The following is a 14,985-nucleotide window of genomic DNA, read 5'->3' as shown; positions in this document are numbered from 1 at the left end:
TTGACGGTGACGCAAGATGCGGACCGGGCCCACCTGACGAGCGCTGCAAAGCGCGACTCTGCGCCGTAGGTTCGCGAAAATCGGATCCCGGCCGATTGAAAGCGGAACATAACCCATGCGGGCCGAATTTGGCGCTACGCTTTCGCGCGCTAAGAAAGGACAACGCAGATGGCACACAGACAGCTGGTAGTCGCCGACATTTTCCTCGCGATGCCATCTGCCGCTATCGCTCAGAGCGGTTCGGATTCTTCATCAGGCAGCAAATCGGGCACGTCCGGAAACACCTGTTTAGCTTGGCTCCGTCGGCAAGAGAAATATGGCCGTCTTAGGCTCGCCATCAACCCCTTCCTTAAATCGGTGCGCTGATCACCGCAGAGGCGCCTCCGGTTGAGGCAGAACCTCCCTCGAGGAAGACGTTAAGCCTCCATTAGCGTAGCAGCATGTACGTTCACGACGCAGCGCGCAGCGCGGGCATGATGCCTCCTGCTTCCCGGCCGACGGACCGAGGAATTTTTAGAATAATCCCCCGCAGGTATCATCCCATGCACAGGAATACACTCTCGGAAAGCCGCCAGACACAGCTATTGGTGCTGCTCGTCGCTGCTGTGTTTATCTTGGTCGCAGCCGCACTCGCCGGATTGGTTGCGGGCTCCATCGCTACCCTCACGACGACCGCCGATGACATCGATGACCAAAGAGCCCTGCAAGCAACTTCGGGAGCGGTGCAGGCGCTTCGCAAGCAGATGGCGGCGACCTTGCGCGACAACGCGTACTGGGACGATGCCTATGCCGAGGTGAACGCCGACACGCGCGCCGACTGGATTATCGAGAATTGGGCGTCGACCTCCGCCGACTACCCTCTTTATGACACCGTTATCGTTGTCGATAGCGAGAATCTGCCGGTTGTCGCGTACCGTAAAGGCGTTCCTATGGGCGTTATGCCGGGCGAATTTATTGACGATTTCCAGACATTGCTCGACGCGGCGAGACGGGTGAGAATGTCCGACGAAGTTCCTGTGCATTTCGCACGCTCCTCCGCCGGAACCGAACTAATCGGCGCGGCCGCGATCCAACCGTTCGAACGCGATGAGTCGCTCGTTCCGGGAGATTTCTATGTGCTCGTGTTCGCAAAGCTGATTACCCCGGCCGTCGTGGCCGAGGTGTCCAACAGTTTCGCAATTGCGGACCTGCGTCTTGAGTTGAAGCCTGCTGCGGGACGATTGGCCGTTGCCCTGAAAGGTGTGTCGTCCGACGATGTCGCCTATTTCACCTGGCCTTCGATGGCCCCAGGCACAAAAAGCTACGAGAAAGTCGACGGAGACCTACGAACCGCAGGCGCGATTTTAGTTCTGTTTCTCTGTTCCATCGGATTCGCGGGTGGCATAACGATTCGCAATCTGCGCAAAAGCGAACTCGCTTCGCGCCGACGCGCCCTGCATGATCCTCTGACGGGCCTCTTGAACCGCGCAGGTCTACTCGAGAAGTTTGCTGCTGTTTCCGACCCCCTAAGACTGAACGGGAAGCAGGTGAAGCTCCATTTCATCGATCTGGACGGATTCAAGGCGGTCAACGACGTCTGGGGGCACGCGGTTGGAGACGCCCTCATTGTTGCTGTTGCCCACCGGCTGCGCGACACCTTGCCGAAGGACGCATTTGCTGCTCGCCTGGGCGGCGACGAATTCGCGGTGGTGACAATTAACGAACTTGGTGCTGAGCTCGCCCCAAGCTTCGGCGGGCGGCTTCAAGAAGCCTTGGCGAGCGTATTCGAGATTGACGGACGATCGATCGAGATTGGCTGTAGCATTGGCGTCGCGGTATCTGCGCTCGGCTCGGTGCAGATCGCCGAACTCATGCGCCGCGCCGACATCGCACTTTACCGTGCGAAAGACCTCGGCCGCGGCATGACTATCGACTTCCACAACAGCTTTGACGATGACGCCCTCCAACAGGCGGACCTAGAAAGCCAGTTGCGCACCACGCTGTTGAAGGGTGGTATATCGGTTCTATTCCAACCACTAATCGATGCTCGCTCCGGCGCGGTGACCGGCGTGGAGGCGCTAGCGCGCTGGCGTAGGGAGGACGGGACCGCCATCGGTCCCAACGTGTTCATCCAGATTGCTGAGCGCGCCGGCATGATTGATTTGCTCGGCATGCAGGTATTGACGACGGCGCTGAACGCCGCCGCGGCGTGGCCGGCGCTGAATCTCGGAGTTAATATTTCTCCGCTGCAGCTTAAGAACCCGCGATTCGTCGAGCAGGTCACAGCCGCAATTAGAGATGCGGGTTTTGACCCCCACCGGCTGACGATCGAGGTGACGGAGGGTGTGCTAATTTCCAATCCAGAACAGGCCCGTCGCGCAATCGACGGGTTGAAGAAGATCGGCATCAAAGTTGCATTGGACGATTTCGGTGCTGGATATGCCAGCATCGGATCGCTTCGGCGTTTTGGGTTCGACCGTATGAAAGTGGATCGCTCGCTGGTGGCGGCGCTGAAGGTCGATCAAAATGCCGGAGCCGTCCTTCAGGCAACGGTGGCGCTCGCCAATGCGCTGCAGATCCCTGTCACGGCCGAGGGTGTCGAGACGGAACAGCAGGCGACGGCCGTGCGCCTGTCGGGTTGCGACCAACTTCAGGGATACCTCTTCAGTAGACCGGTGAGTGCCGATGAAGTTACGGCAATCTATTGCGCAGCCGCGGCGAGCTGCTGCGCGAGTCACAGCAGTCGCTGAGCTGTTACGTTCAATTCCGGTTGGTATGCGCCTTTGGCGGGGGTCGCAGCGTGATTGTCTGCCGGGCTGCAAAGGCGCCATTGACCCTCAATCATTCGTGCTCCTCGGCCGGGAATCGCCGTCTGATAGGAGTGTGCAACGAACCCGTTTCGCCGAGTGCTCCGACTGCTGGGCGTTGGTGCATTACGAAAGTGCGGTTATGAAGCCGTGCATGCGTCAGAGGAGCTAAGAGACCGGTTACGCGAACGAAGAGCAGCATCCGTAAGCGGTGTCCGCGAAGGCCACTATGTCGGCTCGTTTGAAAATGTTGTCAAACGAGCCGTTTTGCATAACGATGCGGTAGCTGAGAAATCGGTACTCGTTTCACCAGCTTTAACTGCAGCGTTGCCGTTAAAGGCCTACGCCACCATGGCTGTCATGCGACCAGCCGCGGACGCCACGGGTCGGGATTGCTCGTTGACTGCTGTCGGCGCGGTACGGTGGGCACCGACCCCTGTTCCGACGTTGAACTGCCCTAAAAGTTCGAATAGTTTCTCTGCTTCTCGCGCGAGGCTGCAAGCTGCCGCCGAAGTCTCCTCGACCATAGCGGCATTTTGCTGTGTGCCCTGATCTATCGTGTTGACGGCGGTATTGATTTCCTTGAGACCAGTTGCCTGCTCCTTGGAAGCTACGACGATAGCCTCTACATTGCCGTCAACCTGCATAACCTGGGTCACCATCTCCTGCAGAGCCTTTCCAGTATTGCCCACCAACGCGACCCCGCTCTTCACGTGCTCATTGGATGCGTTGATCAACTCCTTGATCTCTTTTGCAGCCTTGGCTGAACGCTGGGCCAGTTCCCGAACTTCCTGTGCGACAACTGCAAAGCCCTTGCCGGCTTCTCCCGCACGCGCTGCTTCGACACCGGCGTTGAGCGCCAAAAGGTTGGTCTGGAAAGCGATCTCGTCAATCACGCCGATGATGTTGGCAATCTCACTGGCGGACTTTTCGATCTTGCCCATGGCTTCAACCGCCTGGCCGACGACATCGCCCGAGTGCTCTGCATTCTCTTTCGTCCTGCGGACCAGTTTTCCGGCCTCCTGAGCACGGTGGCTTGAGTCGCTGACGGTTGTAGTGATTTCTTCGAGAGCGGCCGCCGTCTCTTCCACCGATGCGGCCTGTTGCTCGGTGCGCTTCGACAGATCATTCGAGGCAGACTGGATCTGTTGGGAGGCGGAAGCGATTGCGCCGGCGTTCTCGGAAACTGTCTGCAAAGTCGAGCGGAGCTTAGAGGAAGCCCCGTTGAAGTCTACCCGCAACTTGTCGAGAGCTGGCAGGAACGGCACTGCGATCGACTGCGTCAGATCCCCCTCGGCCAGGGCGTTCAGTGCGCCAGCCAGTTGGTCGACATTGCCCACCCGGGCCGTGATGTCGGTCGCAAATTTCACGACTTTGAAAATGTTGCCGTTCATGTCGAAGATTGGATTATAGGTTGCTTGGATGAACACCCTCTTGCCGCCCTTCCCAAGCCGCATGAACTCATCCGAAACGAACTCACCACCGGCCAGCTTGTCCCAGAACTGGCTATACGTTTTGGTGTTGGTGTAGCTCGGCTCGCAGAAAATGGAATGGTGCTTGCCCTGAATTTCAGAGAGCTGATATCCCATGGTCGTCAGGAAGTTTTCGTTCGCGGTTAGGATGTCGCCTTTAGGTGTGAATTCTATGACAGCCTGAGCACGGGAAATTGCGTTGAGCTTGCCACTGTCTTCGGCAGCCCTCCGCTTCTGGGTCGTGATGTCGGTGGCGAACTTAACAACCTTGTAGGGCTTACCGCCCCTAAAGATTGGATTGTAGGATGCTTCAATCCAAATCTCAGTGCCGTCCTTTGAAATGCGTTTATATTGGCGCCGATCGTACTCACCACATGCGAGCCTCGCCCAGAAATTTCTGTAGTCAGCCGTCGCAGCCTCGGTCGGATCGACGAACATTCGATGATGCTTGTCGACGATTTCCCCCAACTGGTAGCCGAGCGCACGGCAGAAGTTCTCGTTCGCGGTTATAATCGTGCCGTCGAGCTTGAACTCGATGATTGCCTGAGACTTGCTCATTGCGTCGAGAATTGCCTTCGCGTCAGCGCCGGCACCAAATGCAAACATGTGCTCCTCCAAATCGGTGCATCTACGGACGAAAGGTCCATGCCATGGATCACAGCACGCAACTTCCTGATGGGAGAATCCTAGGATGCATGTATTTAGGATATGTGAATATTCTAAACAACGCATACGAAATGAGCGCACTCCTGCGGGTGTAACTGCCGCCATAGGTGACCACCAAGACGAGTGAGCGCGAAGTGCTGGAATATGTGCCTTCGCACTTCAAGCGAATCGTGCATCTCCGCCCAAGATGAGCTGCCGGGCCGGCGGCTGGGCGTCGGCTTCGTTTTCGACAAGGAGCACCGGCTGCCGCAGCTGAATACGGTTTGGCTCTCGGAAGGCGTGGAGGACGCGCCCGCGCGCAGACGCCTGCTCGACGAGTTCGGGATAGGGATCGGCGGAGGACTCGGGCCGCTCGCGGGGCGCATCTGGCGAATCGGACTTATGGGTGAGACTTGTCGGATCGAGAATGTCGACCGTCTGGGCCGGGCGATCGCGGCAGTTCTGCCGTAGGGAATACCGGGCCACCACGCCGGAACTGTCGTTGACGCAATCGGGGTTCACCGGGTGCGTGGGCGGCGATAGCGTGTGTGAGCTGTCAGAATTGAATGCCAGCGTCTGAGCGGTTGCTGACTTAGTAATGCGTACGGACCATCTGCTCCGTCGGCAATGCCGACATGACCATCAAGATCTTCTCCGTGGCGGCGGTCGTATTTCTCCCGCCGACTCTCGTCGCCCCGATTTACGGCATGAACTTTGATGTGATGCCGGAACTCCAATGGCAGATCGGCTATCCGTTCGCGATCGGCTTGATGATTCTTTCGGCCGTTATGCCGTTCCTGTATTTCAAGAGGCGCGGCTGGCTCTGAAGAAGCCGGAGATGGGCGTCGGTCGACTGGCCTTACATGCGAGTGGGCGTAGCTCCTAGTCGGAGGTACGCCCGCCTTGGCTCACGCCAGATCGAGGCAACCACCGCCTCTCCAAGGTGCTTGGCAACGCTGCAGGGGGTAATCTTGCATGTTGCAGCCGCCATCGCGGTAGGTCAGGATCGTGAGCCAAACTCGCAGATGATGTCAGGCGCTCCGGTCATCTTTCGGAGGAAACGGCGGCGCGACCTGCCCTTCTTCGCTGCGCGGCCTCCATGCCCTGTGGCCATGGAGGCTTGTCCGTCGTGAGATAATCCGCGGGGTGCATGGCATCCCGGCCCCTGATTTTGTCGGCGGCTCTGCTGTCCATTGGAATTTGCACCGCCTGTAAGGCCTCAGAAAAATGGGCACGCGAATTAACCTGAGAATCCCATTGTGCGACGCAGCATTCGTCCCCACATCAACAGTTCAGGCCCAATTGGCGGCCGAGGAGACGGCATTGCTCAACAAGCCCCCACAAAATCACCGCTTGGTCGAAATCGCCGGGTTTGGCTCAAATCCCGGAACATTGAAGGCGTGGCTGTTTCTGCCGTCGATCATGGCCCCCGACGCCCCGCTTGTGGTTGCGCTGCATGGCTGCACACAGACAGCAGAGGGTTATGCAACTGGATCCGGCTGGTCTCAACTCGCAGACCGACGCGGATTTGCGGTGCTCTATCCCGAGCAGCAGCGATCGAACAACGCCAACCTCTGCTTCAACTGGTTCGAGCCAGGCGACATCATGCGGGATGCCGGAGAGGCGTTGTCCATCCGGCAGATGATCGGCCATCTCGTCCAGTCGCAAGGCATCGATCCCAAGCGCATCTTTGTCACAGGCCTGTCAGCAGGCGGCGCAATGGCGAACGTCATGCTGTCGACCTATCCCGACATATTTGCGGGCGGCGCAATCATCAGCGGGCTGCCTTATGGTGTGGCAGGCACGGTCGCTGAGGCGTTCGAGCGTATGCAAGGCCGCAATCCGCCGACTGTCTCCGGGCTTCAGTCCGTACTCAAGAGCGCATCGAACCATAAGGGGCTCTGGCCTTCGATTTCGATCTGGCACGGGACGCATGACCAGACGGTCCGACCCAGGAACGCGGACCAGATCGTCAAGCAATGGTCCGGCGTTCACGGCCTCGCCACGGAGCCAACGCGGAGCGAGTTGATACATGGCCATAGCCGCAGAGTTCTGGCTCGACGCGGATGGTAGGCAGGTCGTGGAGACCTATTTCGTCAAAGGGATGGGCCACGGTGTTCCTCTGGCGACGAGCAGCGATGTCGCGATTGGGAGAGCCGGTCCGCATATGCTTGAGGCGGGAATTTCCTCGACCGTGCGTATCGCACGTTCATGGGGTCTGGCTACGGAGGCAGACGTCGAAGAGGCTGAGACAGCCGGCAATTTTGTCCGGCGGGAAGAACCCGAGGTCGCGGCATCCACGATAGAAAGGGCATTGCGCTACGCCAGATCGCGGGCGACCACGGTCGGCACTGCTTCGGACGGCAGGATCGCCAAGGTCATAAACGACGCGCTTCGAGCGGCGGGTCTGATGCGGTAACAAGATCTTCGCGTCAGCGGATATGATCACCTCGTTGCGAACACAATCTGCCTCTATACGTTTGCACATCGGCCTTGCTGGTGAGCGTCTGAGGATGTTCTCGGGGCCGCAAGACGCTTGAGACTTTTGACCACGGATGTACTGGCACTGGAATTGAAGCGACGTGAGGAAGGTCGGGTTTGCCCGGCCTTTTTTGTTGCCTGGCGAGCAGGCACGACATCACTTCCGAATTGCGGATCCGCGGCAGGAGGAAATCGGTAGTGCGGGAAATCCCTGCTCGGCAGCCCAAAAGCGGTGACGTCGTTGAGACACCAAATCGGCAGCTGGCACGCCGGCTCGGTTTTCTTGAGCACTGTCCGTCAAAATAGCACGTCGATCCTCGATCCCTGTCGCCTTGATGTAAGTCAAACTATCGTCCCCTTCGTCTTGTCGCCGGGCACGGCACGCGATGTTCGGCTCAACGCGGCGGAAAGAGCGGTCAAGGATAGACGACGCTAGGTGATCGATTGGCCAATCGGCCGCCCGTGAGACTTGAATGCCGGGCAACGCAACCCACATTAGACGCTCCCCTGGTCCGGGCCCCTCTGGCGAAATCCTCGGCACTTTTCGCGATGTCGGACCATTTTCCGACATCCTGCCGAACCCTATACGAGGATTTTCGTGATCTCGGACATCACAGCTTGGCTGTTTGCTCTTTTCATCGTTGACCCGCTTCAGGCGGAGATCAGCACGCGCTTGGAGCGCGCTAATGTTCCAGTTGAGGCAATCCAGCAGTCTCGGCAGTGTGTCGATTCACATGGGCGGCGGCTTCTGCAACGCGCCGGGGAGGAACCCGGTTGGGCTGTCGCCACGGCGTTGGGCGTCGCCATCGGATGGACCTCGCCGGTTCAGCTTCTCGACGCGGGCGACCCGAATTGTTCTACCCTCATCCAAGTTTTTCAGACAAAGAATGACCAGGACGGCGAAGCCTGATCACGGACCCAGAGTTTGGCGCAGCAGCTAAGCCGCGGGGCATCGCCTCGGCTGCGCTTACAAGAATTGCCGACACACCACGCGACCGCGGTGGCCTGACGATCGGCGATGCCCTTGCCTCAGCGGGAGAGGCGAGCTTCGGTTTCGTGATGCTGTCACTTCCCGACCTGATCACCGTCCCGGGCTTCGGCGTGACGGCAATCTGCCTGATCGATCGGGACGGCCTGTTCGTCGTCATGGGGATACTTTGACGCTCTGGCCGTATTCATGACGCCGCACTTGTGCACGGCGCTGTTTCCTCATGTCCGCGACATGATGTGTGACGACTCTTCCAGGCCCAAAACATTTAACGAGCCCGGGGTATCAGCGGCTGAGAAATGCTAATAGTCGTTTATTCGTCCCAGGCGCAGACGAGGGCCTTTTCCATGAGCGCTTTCGCTCTCTCGTCGGCCGTTACAGGTTTCCCGAGAAGATAACCTGCAGCAGATCACAGCCTGATTGAGGACATCTGCCCGAAGCGGATCTTCCACGGCTTCAGCCGTTACCGATATGCCCAAGGCCGTTGCCAGGAGATCGTCGCATGGAACCCGCCCACGTCTTTGATTCAGTCTTTGAAACACTTCGCTTTGCGATCGAGGATATGCCGGCGTCCATGCTCCGCGGCTTCGTCCTCGAGGTCGAAGACGCCCGTTACAACGGTCAGCAGGTGTGGACGTTTTACGAAGCCGACGCATACCCTCTGCCGCGGTGGGACATGTGCAATAACATTTGAACCATCCGCCGCCCTGCGGGCAGCGCCAATATCGGTCGGTCTTCAAGCACTCGGTAAACCTGACGTGCTCTGGGTCGCGCCCACTTCGCAGTCGCCCCGCAAGGATTGCCGCGAGCTTGCGTCCACCGGCTGACACGATCAGGACTTGCGAGTGTCGTCCAACCGCGCCATCCTCGGTTCCGACGAGCTCCGTGATCCGGTGGATATCGTGCACGTCGGAAATCGTACCGGAACCGGGAGGTTAAGCCGTGAGCATTAGAGATCGCCAGGAAGGCTTCGAAAAAAAGTTCGCGATGGACGAGGAAACCAAGTTCAAGGCCATGGCCCGACGCAACAAATTGTTCGGCCTGTGGGCCGCCGAAAAGCTCGGCAAAACGGGCACGGATGCCGACACCTATGCCAAGGAGGTGGTGCAGGCAGACTTCGAAGAGGTAGGAGACAATGATGTGTTCCGCAAGGTGCGCACCGATTTCGATGTGGCCGGCGTGGTCCTCTCAGATACTCAGATCCGCAGAATCATGGATGAACTGCTCGCGGCTGCAGTCGAGCAAATCAAGAACGACTGAGCAACGCTCAACCCGACAAAATCCCCCGTGGCACGAACAGCAGCGCCGTTCCGATCGACAAATTATGCGATCATTCTGGCCCAGAACGTGATCCCCTCGCAACGTGCCGTTGTCTGGGCTCGTGAAGAACGCCTCCCTTCGACCCCTTGCAGTCATTGGTACCCGACAAAGCGAACGTCGCGTCAAGCTTGATCTTCGAGTTGCATGTGAGTACCTGCATCAGCATTGTCCCGTCCTAGACTAGGATTAAGGAGAATCCCATGCCGAAGGTCGTTGGAATTGGTGGTGTGTTCTTCAGGGCGACGGACCCGGTTGGGCTCGCCGAGTGGTACGAGAAGCATCTTGGGATTGACGACCTGCACAAGTCCGTATGGCTGCAAGAGGCAGGGACAACAATTTTTGGGCCGTTCTCTGAGAATACCGACTATTTTGGACGAGCAGAACAGCAGTGGATGATCAACTTCCGCGTCGATGATCTCGAAGGCCTCATCGCAGAACTGAAAGCAAGCGGGATTGCGGTGGAAACTCGGGCCGAGTGGAACTCAGAAGTCGGACGCTTTGCGCGCATTCACGATCCCGAAGGCAATCCGGTCGAGCTCTGGGAGCCGACGAAGGAGTGATAGCACACTTATTTTTGCGGCGACTCAGCGGGGACGATGGACGAACTCAGCGGGATGGTTAACGAGCTAATCAGCGCTCTCGGCGCGGTCTAGTCTCTTCCTTCGACCGAGGCTGTGTGAAAACTATACAGCTAGGTGGAAAATTCTTGCCGGCAGGACGTTATCGCAGCAAGGAGTGAAAATTGGCGACGTCGGAAACGAAACCGCTTTTCAGCAGCGTGATTTCGACCCCCGTGCGGACTCAAGCCGGCATCTCAGTCCGAAATCACTCCGCCTTAAATTCCGAGGATTACTTGCTCGCCTCGCACGATGAAGTTCCCCGGGAAACGGTCGCCACACTGTTGCTCGACTGCAAGCATCTGCGCCAACAGCTTGCGGTTGACGAGAGTTCATCGCGGGTGGGTCACAGCAGCTCAGAGATCGGAGGACTGACCCACCAAATGTGGACGCTCGTTCTCCCGTCCGACCGGGCGGCGCCTCTCCCAGTGCCAGATTCGACGAGCAATTCCCGTTCATACATTATGCTTGGGCACTGAACGTGAACATCTCGCAGCAATCTGGAATGGCTAGTCAGCTCAGGAAATCGACCGCGGTTCGCGCCAGAGCCAGCGTTCCGAAGGCGATCGATCGCTCATCGGGCTGATAGTCCGGATTATGCACCTTGTCCGACCGGCCCGGCTGGGAGGAGCCGACGAGCAGCCGGAACGACGGGACCATTTGCGCAATCAGCGCAAAATCCTCACCTCCCATGCTCGGTTCAAAGTCGAAGGCCACATCGCCGAGCTGCGCATTGATCGCGCTCACGGTGCGCTGGAGCATGCCCGCATCGTTGAAGATGGGCGGTGTGCCGCGCCTATAGGCAAGCTCGCAGCCCGCCCTGAAGCTCAACCCGACGCCCTCGCAGAGCCGGCGCAGACCGGCCTCCGCCGCATCGCGCGCCTCCGGCTGCCGGCTGCGTACGGTTCCCTTCAGTTCGCACCGCTCGGGGATGATGTTGCGGGCCTCGCCGGCATGGATTGAGCCAACTGTCACCACACAGGCGTCGAGCGCCCGCACATCCCGCGACACAATGGTCTGCAACTGGCCGATCAGCTGGGCCGCGACGACGATCGGATCGACGGCGGCATAGGGACGGGCCGCATGACCGCCCTTGCCATGCACAGTGATGTCGAATGAATCGACCGCGGCATTCGCATAGCCGTGAACGATGCCGAACTGGCCGACGGGTATTTCGGGCCGGTTATGCAGGCTCAGCGCCATGTCGACGCCGTCCATCACTCCGTCGGCGATCATTTCCTTGGCGCCGCCGACGGCCTCCTCCGCCGGCTGAAAGATAAGGCGGACGTTGCCCGCCAGCCGGTCCTCCAGGCGCTTCAGCACGGCGCCGACGGCGAGGACCGTCGCGGTGTGGAGATCGTGGCCACAGGCATGCATGCGGTTCGGGATCTTGCTCGCAAAGGCAAGCCCCGTCTCCTCCTGCATCGGCAGGGCGTCCATGTCCGCCCGGATCAGCAGGGTGGGACCGGGCCTCTTGCCGCGGATGTGCCCGACGACTCCGGTGCGACCGATGCCGGTCTGATGCTCGATCCCGAGGCTTGCCAGGGTCTCCGCGACGAGGGCAGCCGTCCGTACCTCCTCGAAGGCGATTTCGGGATATTCGTGGATGCGCCTGCGGATACCGATGAAACGCGCCTCGTTTTCATCGACGATCGCCGCAATCAGCGACGCCACGTCATTGATGCCGGAGTGGGAAAGCTTCTCGGGCACGGCTGATCTCCTGCCTCTCGGGTTGAATTTTGTGGATGCGACCGCGTTCTGATCGAGCGCTTCCGGCGCCGGTCAACCGTTCAGATGACAGGCCGACAGGTGTTTCGGCGCCACTTCTTTGCGGACCGGGACTTCCACGCGACAGCGCTCCATGGCGAACGGACAACGGGGATGGAAATGGCAGCCCTTGGGCGGATCGAGCGGGCTGGGAAGTTCGCCTTTCACGGCCTCGAAACGCCGTTTGCCCGTTTCAATGCGGGGAACTTCCGTTAGGAGGGCCTTCGTATAAGGATGGTTTGGACGTCTGAAGACATCCTCGACGGGCGCTTCCTCGACGATCCGGCCAAGATACATGATCGCGACGCGGTCGGAAATGTGCTCCACCACGCCGAGATCATGGCTGACGAATAGGTAGGTCAGGTCCAGCCGGTCGCGCAGGTCCATAAACAGGTTGATCACCTGAGCCTGTATGGAGACGTCGAGGGCGGCGACGCTTTCGTCGCAGACGAGGAACTTCGGCTGCACGGCCAGCGCCCGCGCGATGTTGACCCGCTGGCGCTGACCGCCCGAGAACTGGTGCGGATAGCGCGTCTTCATGGACGGGTCGAAGCCGGCCAGCGTCAGGTAGTTGTCCACGTAGGAGGCGCGTTCCGCCGCGCTTGCCAGGCCGTGCGTCTTCGGCGCTTCCCAGACGAGCTCCTCGATCGTCATGCGCGGATTGAGGGCGGCCATCGGGTTCTGGAAGATCATCTGCGTGGCGAGGCGGGCCTCCTTCTGCGCTGGAGCGGACATCGTCCTGCGGTCCACGCCTTGCCAGAAGACACTACCGTGGGTCGGCGCGGCGACCCCCGCGATGACACGGCCGAGAGTCGATTTTCCGCAGCCGCTCTCTCCGACGAGGCCGACGACCTCGCCGCTGCGGATGCTCAGGCTGACGCCATCCAGCGCATGAACGACCGGGGCGGGCTTTGCCAGCTTCAGGCTAAGGGCGATCCTCGCGGCAAGGTCCGGCCTAGCGCCGAAACGCTGCGTTATGGTCCTGGCCTCGATCAAGGGGGTCTCGGCAGCCTTCATGATGCTGATACTTTCGTCACTGGATGGATGCAGCGGAAGGATCGGTCGCCCGCAGGTGCCAGCTCCGGCATGACGAGACAGCCCCCGTCCGCCCACCCGCAGCGCGTGCGGAAGCTGCAGCCCTGCGGAAGGCGGTTGAGGGCTGGCGTCATGCCGTTGATCTGGCGCAAGCGCTCCCCGCGTTCGTTCTGCGACGGAACGGAGGCGATCAGGCCCGCGGTGTAGGGATGGCGGGGATCGTTCAGAACTTCGGTGACGGGGCCGGTCTCCACCAGCCGGCCGGCATACATGACGGCAATGTCGTCGGCCAGCCGCGAAACGATGGCGAGGTCGTGGGTGATCCAGATCACCGCAGTCCCTGCCCCCTCGGTGAGCTTCTGGAACTCTGCGATGATCTGACTCTGGATCGTCACGTCAAGCGCCGTCGTCGGTTCGTCAGCGATGATGAGGTCCGGCCTGTGCAGGAGGGCGATGGCAATGGCCACCCGCTGGCGCATGCCTCCGGAAAACTGGTGGGGATAGGCCGCGAGCCGCTCCTCGGCGCTCGGGATGCCGACAAGGCCCAAGGCGTCCCGGGCGCGCTGCCGGGCGATACCCTTCGACACGCTCTCATGGGCGAGCACGGCCTCGATCATCTGCGTGCCGACCGACAGAACGGGGTTGAGCGTCATCGTGGGGTCCTGGAACACCATCGCGATCCGCTTGCCGCGGAGACGACGCATCTCCTCTTCCGAGTTCCGGCTGATATCCACGCCGTCGAAGAGGATCTCGCCCGAGGCAATGCGGCCGGGCCGCTCCAGAAGCCGGATGATCGAAAAACCGGTAACGGATTTTCCGGAGCCGGACTCGCCCACGAGGCCGAGCACGCGGCCGCGTTCAACGGAAAAGGACACATCGTTGACAGCCCGGATGCCGGACCGCCCCTTGCCGCCGCCGAACTCGGTGACCAGATTGCGTACCTGCAAGAGCGCGGTCATGATGCGTTCCTCGGGTTGAGCACGTCGCGGAGGCGATCGCCGACCAGATTGATGGCGACGATGGTGACCAGGAGCGCAATTCCGGGGAAGAAGCTAATCCAGTAGAGGCCCGTCAGCAGATACTGGTACCCGGTCGAGATCAGCATGCCGAGCGAGGGTTCGGTGACGGAGGCGCCGAGACCGAGGAAGGACAGCGTCGCCTCAAGGCCGATGGCGCGCGCCACCTGCATGGTCGCGATCACGATCACGGGGGCGAGACAGTTCGGCAGCAGATGCCGAAAGAGAATGCGCCAGCCCGGCAAGCGGAGCATGCGCGCGGCCTCGATATATTCCTTCTCCCGCTCGACGAGGGCGGTGGCGCGGACGGTGCGGGCATAGGTTGCCCATTCGGCGATGATCAGCGCGATGACGACATTGAGCACGCCCTTGCCGAGGACCGCCAGCATCATCAGAGCCATCAGGATAGTCGGGAACGACAGCTGCAAGTCGACCAGACGCATGATCACGATTTCCGTCCGCCGTCCCATATAGGCGGCAAACAGCCCCGCCGTCGTTCCGATGATGGCGGCCGCGAAGGCAGAGAGCACGCCGACCAGCAGCGACGTGCGAAGGCCATAGAGGATGCCGGACAGGATGTCGCGGCCCTGACTGTCGGTGCCGAGGTGATAGACGAAGCCGGTCATGGACTCCGAACCCGGCGCCAGGCGCCCGTCCATAATGTCCAACTGCATCAGGTCGTAGGGGTTCTGCGGCGATATCCAGGGTGCAAGGAGCGCCAGGCAACAGATGACGAGGAGGGTGATGAAGCCGATCGCCGCCGCCGGCGAGGCGAAGAAATCGGCTAGGTTCTTGGAAAGGCGGCCGGGTTCCGGAAGCGCTTTGTCCGTCTCTTGCATATTGTGTTCGGCCATGCGT

10 protein-coding genes and 3 pseudogenes are annotated in these 14,985 nt (G+C 60.1%); 8 read left to right on the top strand and 5 right to left on the bottom strand.

The window, feature by feature from the left end; genetic code table 11:
* The first annotated feature begins 542 nt into the window (after positions 1-542).
* On the top strand, positions 543-2,729 hold the full coding sequence (locus tag AC5J09_RS00535; RefSeq protein WP_494296563.1) for a putative bifunctional diguanylate cyclase/phosphodiesterase: 2,187 nt from the start codon (positions 543-545) through the stop codon (positions 2,727-2,729).
* 398 nt (positions 2,730-3,127) lie between these two features.
* Here the strand turns inward: AC5J09_RS00535 and AC5J09_RS00530 are convergent, their stop codons facing one another.
* Positions 3,128-4,864, bottom strand: a complete 1,737-nt coding sequence (locus tag AC5J09_RS00530; RefSeq protein WP_494296562.1) for a methyl-accepting chemotaxis protein — start codon at positions 4,862-4,864, stop codon at positions 3,128-3,130.
* A 237-nt stretch (positions 4,865-5,101) separates the two neighbouring features.
* Here AC5J09_RS00530 and AC5J09_RS00525 point away from each other — a divergent pair.
* The 7 genes and pseudogenes from AC5J09_RS00525 to AC5J09_RS00495 form a co-directional block, all read left to right on the top strand.
* Positions 5,102-5,374: pseudogene (locus AC5J09_RS00525) on the top strand (alanine--glyoxylate aminotransferase family protein); the annotation flags it as partial.
* Positions 5,375-5,544: 170 nt separating this feature from the next.
* Positions 5,545-5,730: pseudogene (locus AC5J09_RS00520) on the top strand (CorA family divalent cation transporter); the annotation flags it as partial.
* Positions 5,731-6,130: 400 nt separating this feature from the next.
* Positions 6,131-7,322, top strand: a pseudogene (locus AC5J09_RS00515) (extracellular catalytic domain type 1 short-chain-length polyhydroxyalkanoate depolymerase).
* Between the two features lie 660 nt (positions 7,323-7,982).
* On the top strand, positions 7,983-8,294 hold the full coding sequence (locus AC5J09_RS00510; protein WP_494296561.1) for a hypothetical protein: 312 nt from the start codon (positions 7,983-7,985) through the stop codon (positions 8,292-8,294).
* A 580-nt stretch (positions 8,295-8,874) separates the two neighbouring features.
* Entirely contained in the window at positions 8,875-9,066 is a 192-nt protein-coding gene (locus AC5J09_RS00505; RefSeq protein WP_494296560.1) for a hypothetical protein, read from the top strand.
* A 248-nt stretch (positions 9,067-9,314) separates the two neighbouring features.
* On the top strand, positions 9,315-9,632 hold the full coding sequence (locus AC5J09_RS00500; RefSeq protein ID WP_494296559.1) for a DUF1476 domain-containing protein: 318 nt from the start codon (positions 9,315-9,317) through the stop codon (positions 9,630-9,632).
* Between the two features lie 260 nt (positions 9,633-9,892).
* On the top strand, positions 9,893-10,252 hold the full coding sequence (locus AC5J09_RS00495; protein WP_494296558.1) for a VOC family protein: 360 nt from the start codon (positions 9,893-9,895) through the stop codon (positions 10,250-10,252).
* Between the two features lie 570 nt (positions 10,253-10,822).
* Here the strand turns inward: AC5J09_RS00495 and AC5J09_RS00490 are convergent.
* The 4 genes from AC5J09_RS00490 to AC5J09_RS00475 all read right to left on the bottom strand — a co-directional run bounded on the left by AC5J09_RS00490 (position 10,823) and on the right by AC5J09_RS00475 (position 14,981).
* Entirely contained in the window at positions 10,823-12,019 is a 1,197-nt protein-coding gene (locus tag AC5J09_RS00490) for a M20 metallopeptidase family protein (RefSeq protein WP_494296557.1), read from the bottom strand.
* A gap of 72 nt (positions 12,020-12,091) precedes the next feature.
* Positions 12,092-13,093, bottom strand: coding sequence for an ABC transporter ATP-binding protein (locus AC5J09_RS00485; protein ID WP_494296556.1), 1,002 nt, complete (start codon positions 13,091-13,093; stop codon positions 12,092-12,094).
* Entirely contained in the window at positions 13,090-14,070 is a 981-nt protein-coding gene (locus tag AC5J09_RS00480) for an ABC transporter ATP-binding protein (RefSeq protein ID WP_494296555.1), read from the bottom strand. Before AC5J09_RS00480 ends, AC5J09_RS00485 begins: the two co-directional genes overlap by 4 nt.
* Positions 14,067-14,981, bottom strand: coding sequence for an ABC transporter permease (locus tag AC5J09_RS00475; RefSeq protein ID WP_494296554.1), 915 nt, complete (start codon positions 14,979-14,981; stop codon positions 14,067-14,069). The genes AC5J09_RS00480 and AC5J09_RS00475 overlap by 4 nt, the downstream gene beginning before the upstream one ends.
* Between the last annotated feature and the right edge of the window lie 4 nt (positions 14,982-14,985).

The organism is Sinorhizobium sp. (assembly GCF_059070375.1).
Note: the sequence above shows the minus strand (reverse complement) of the source record. Positions and strands in the feature narration are given on the sequence as shown.

Bases quoted from the DNA above. Each gene is read 5' to 3' on its own strand.
- AC5J09_RS00535 (WP_494296563.1), top strand. From the start codon at position 543: ATGCACAGGAATACACTCTCGGAAAGCCGCCAGACACAGCTATTGGTG.
- AC5J09_RS00530 (WP_494296562.1), bottom strand. From the start codon at position 4,864: ATGTTTGCATTTGGTGCCGGCGCTGACGCGAAGGCAATTCTCGACGCA.
- AC5J09_RS00505 (WP_494296560.1), top strand. From the start codon at position 8,875: ATGGAACCCGCCCACGTCTTTGATTCAGTCTTTGAAACACTTCGCTTT.
- AC5J09_RS00495 (WP_494296558.1), top strand. From the start codon at position 9,893: ATGCCGAAGGTCGTTGGAATTGGTGGTGTGTTCTTCAGGGCGACGGAC.
- AC5J09_RS00485 (WP_494296556.1), bottom strand. From the start codon at position 13,093: ATGAAGGCTGCCGAGACCCCCTTGATCGAGGCCAGGACCATAACGCAG.
- AC5J09_RS00480 (WP_494296555.1), bottom strand. From the start codon at position 14,070: ATGACCGCGCTCTTGCAGGTACGCAATCTGGTCACCGAGTTCGGCGGC.
- AC5J09_RS00475 (WP_494296554.1), bottom strand. From the start codon at position 14,981: ATGGCCGAACACAATATGCAAGAGACGGACAAAGCGCTTCCGGAACCC.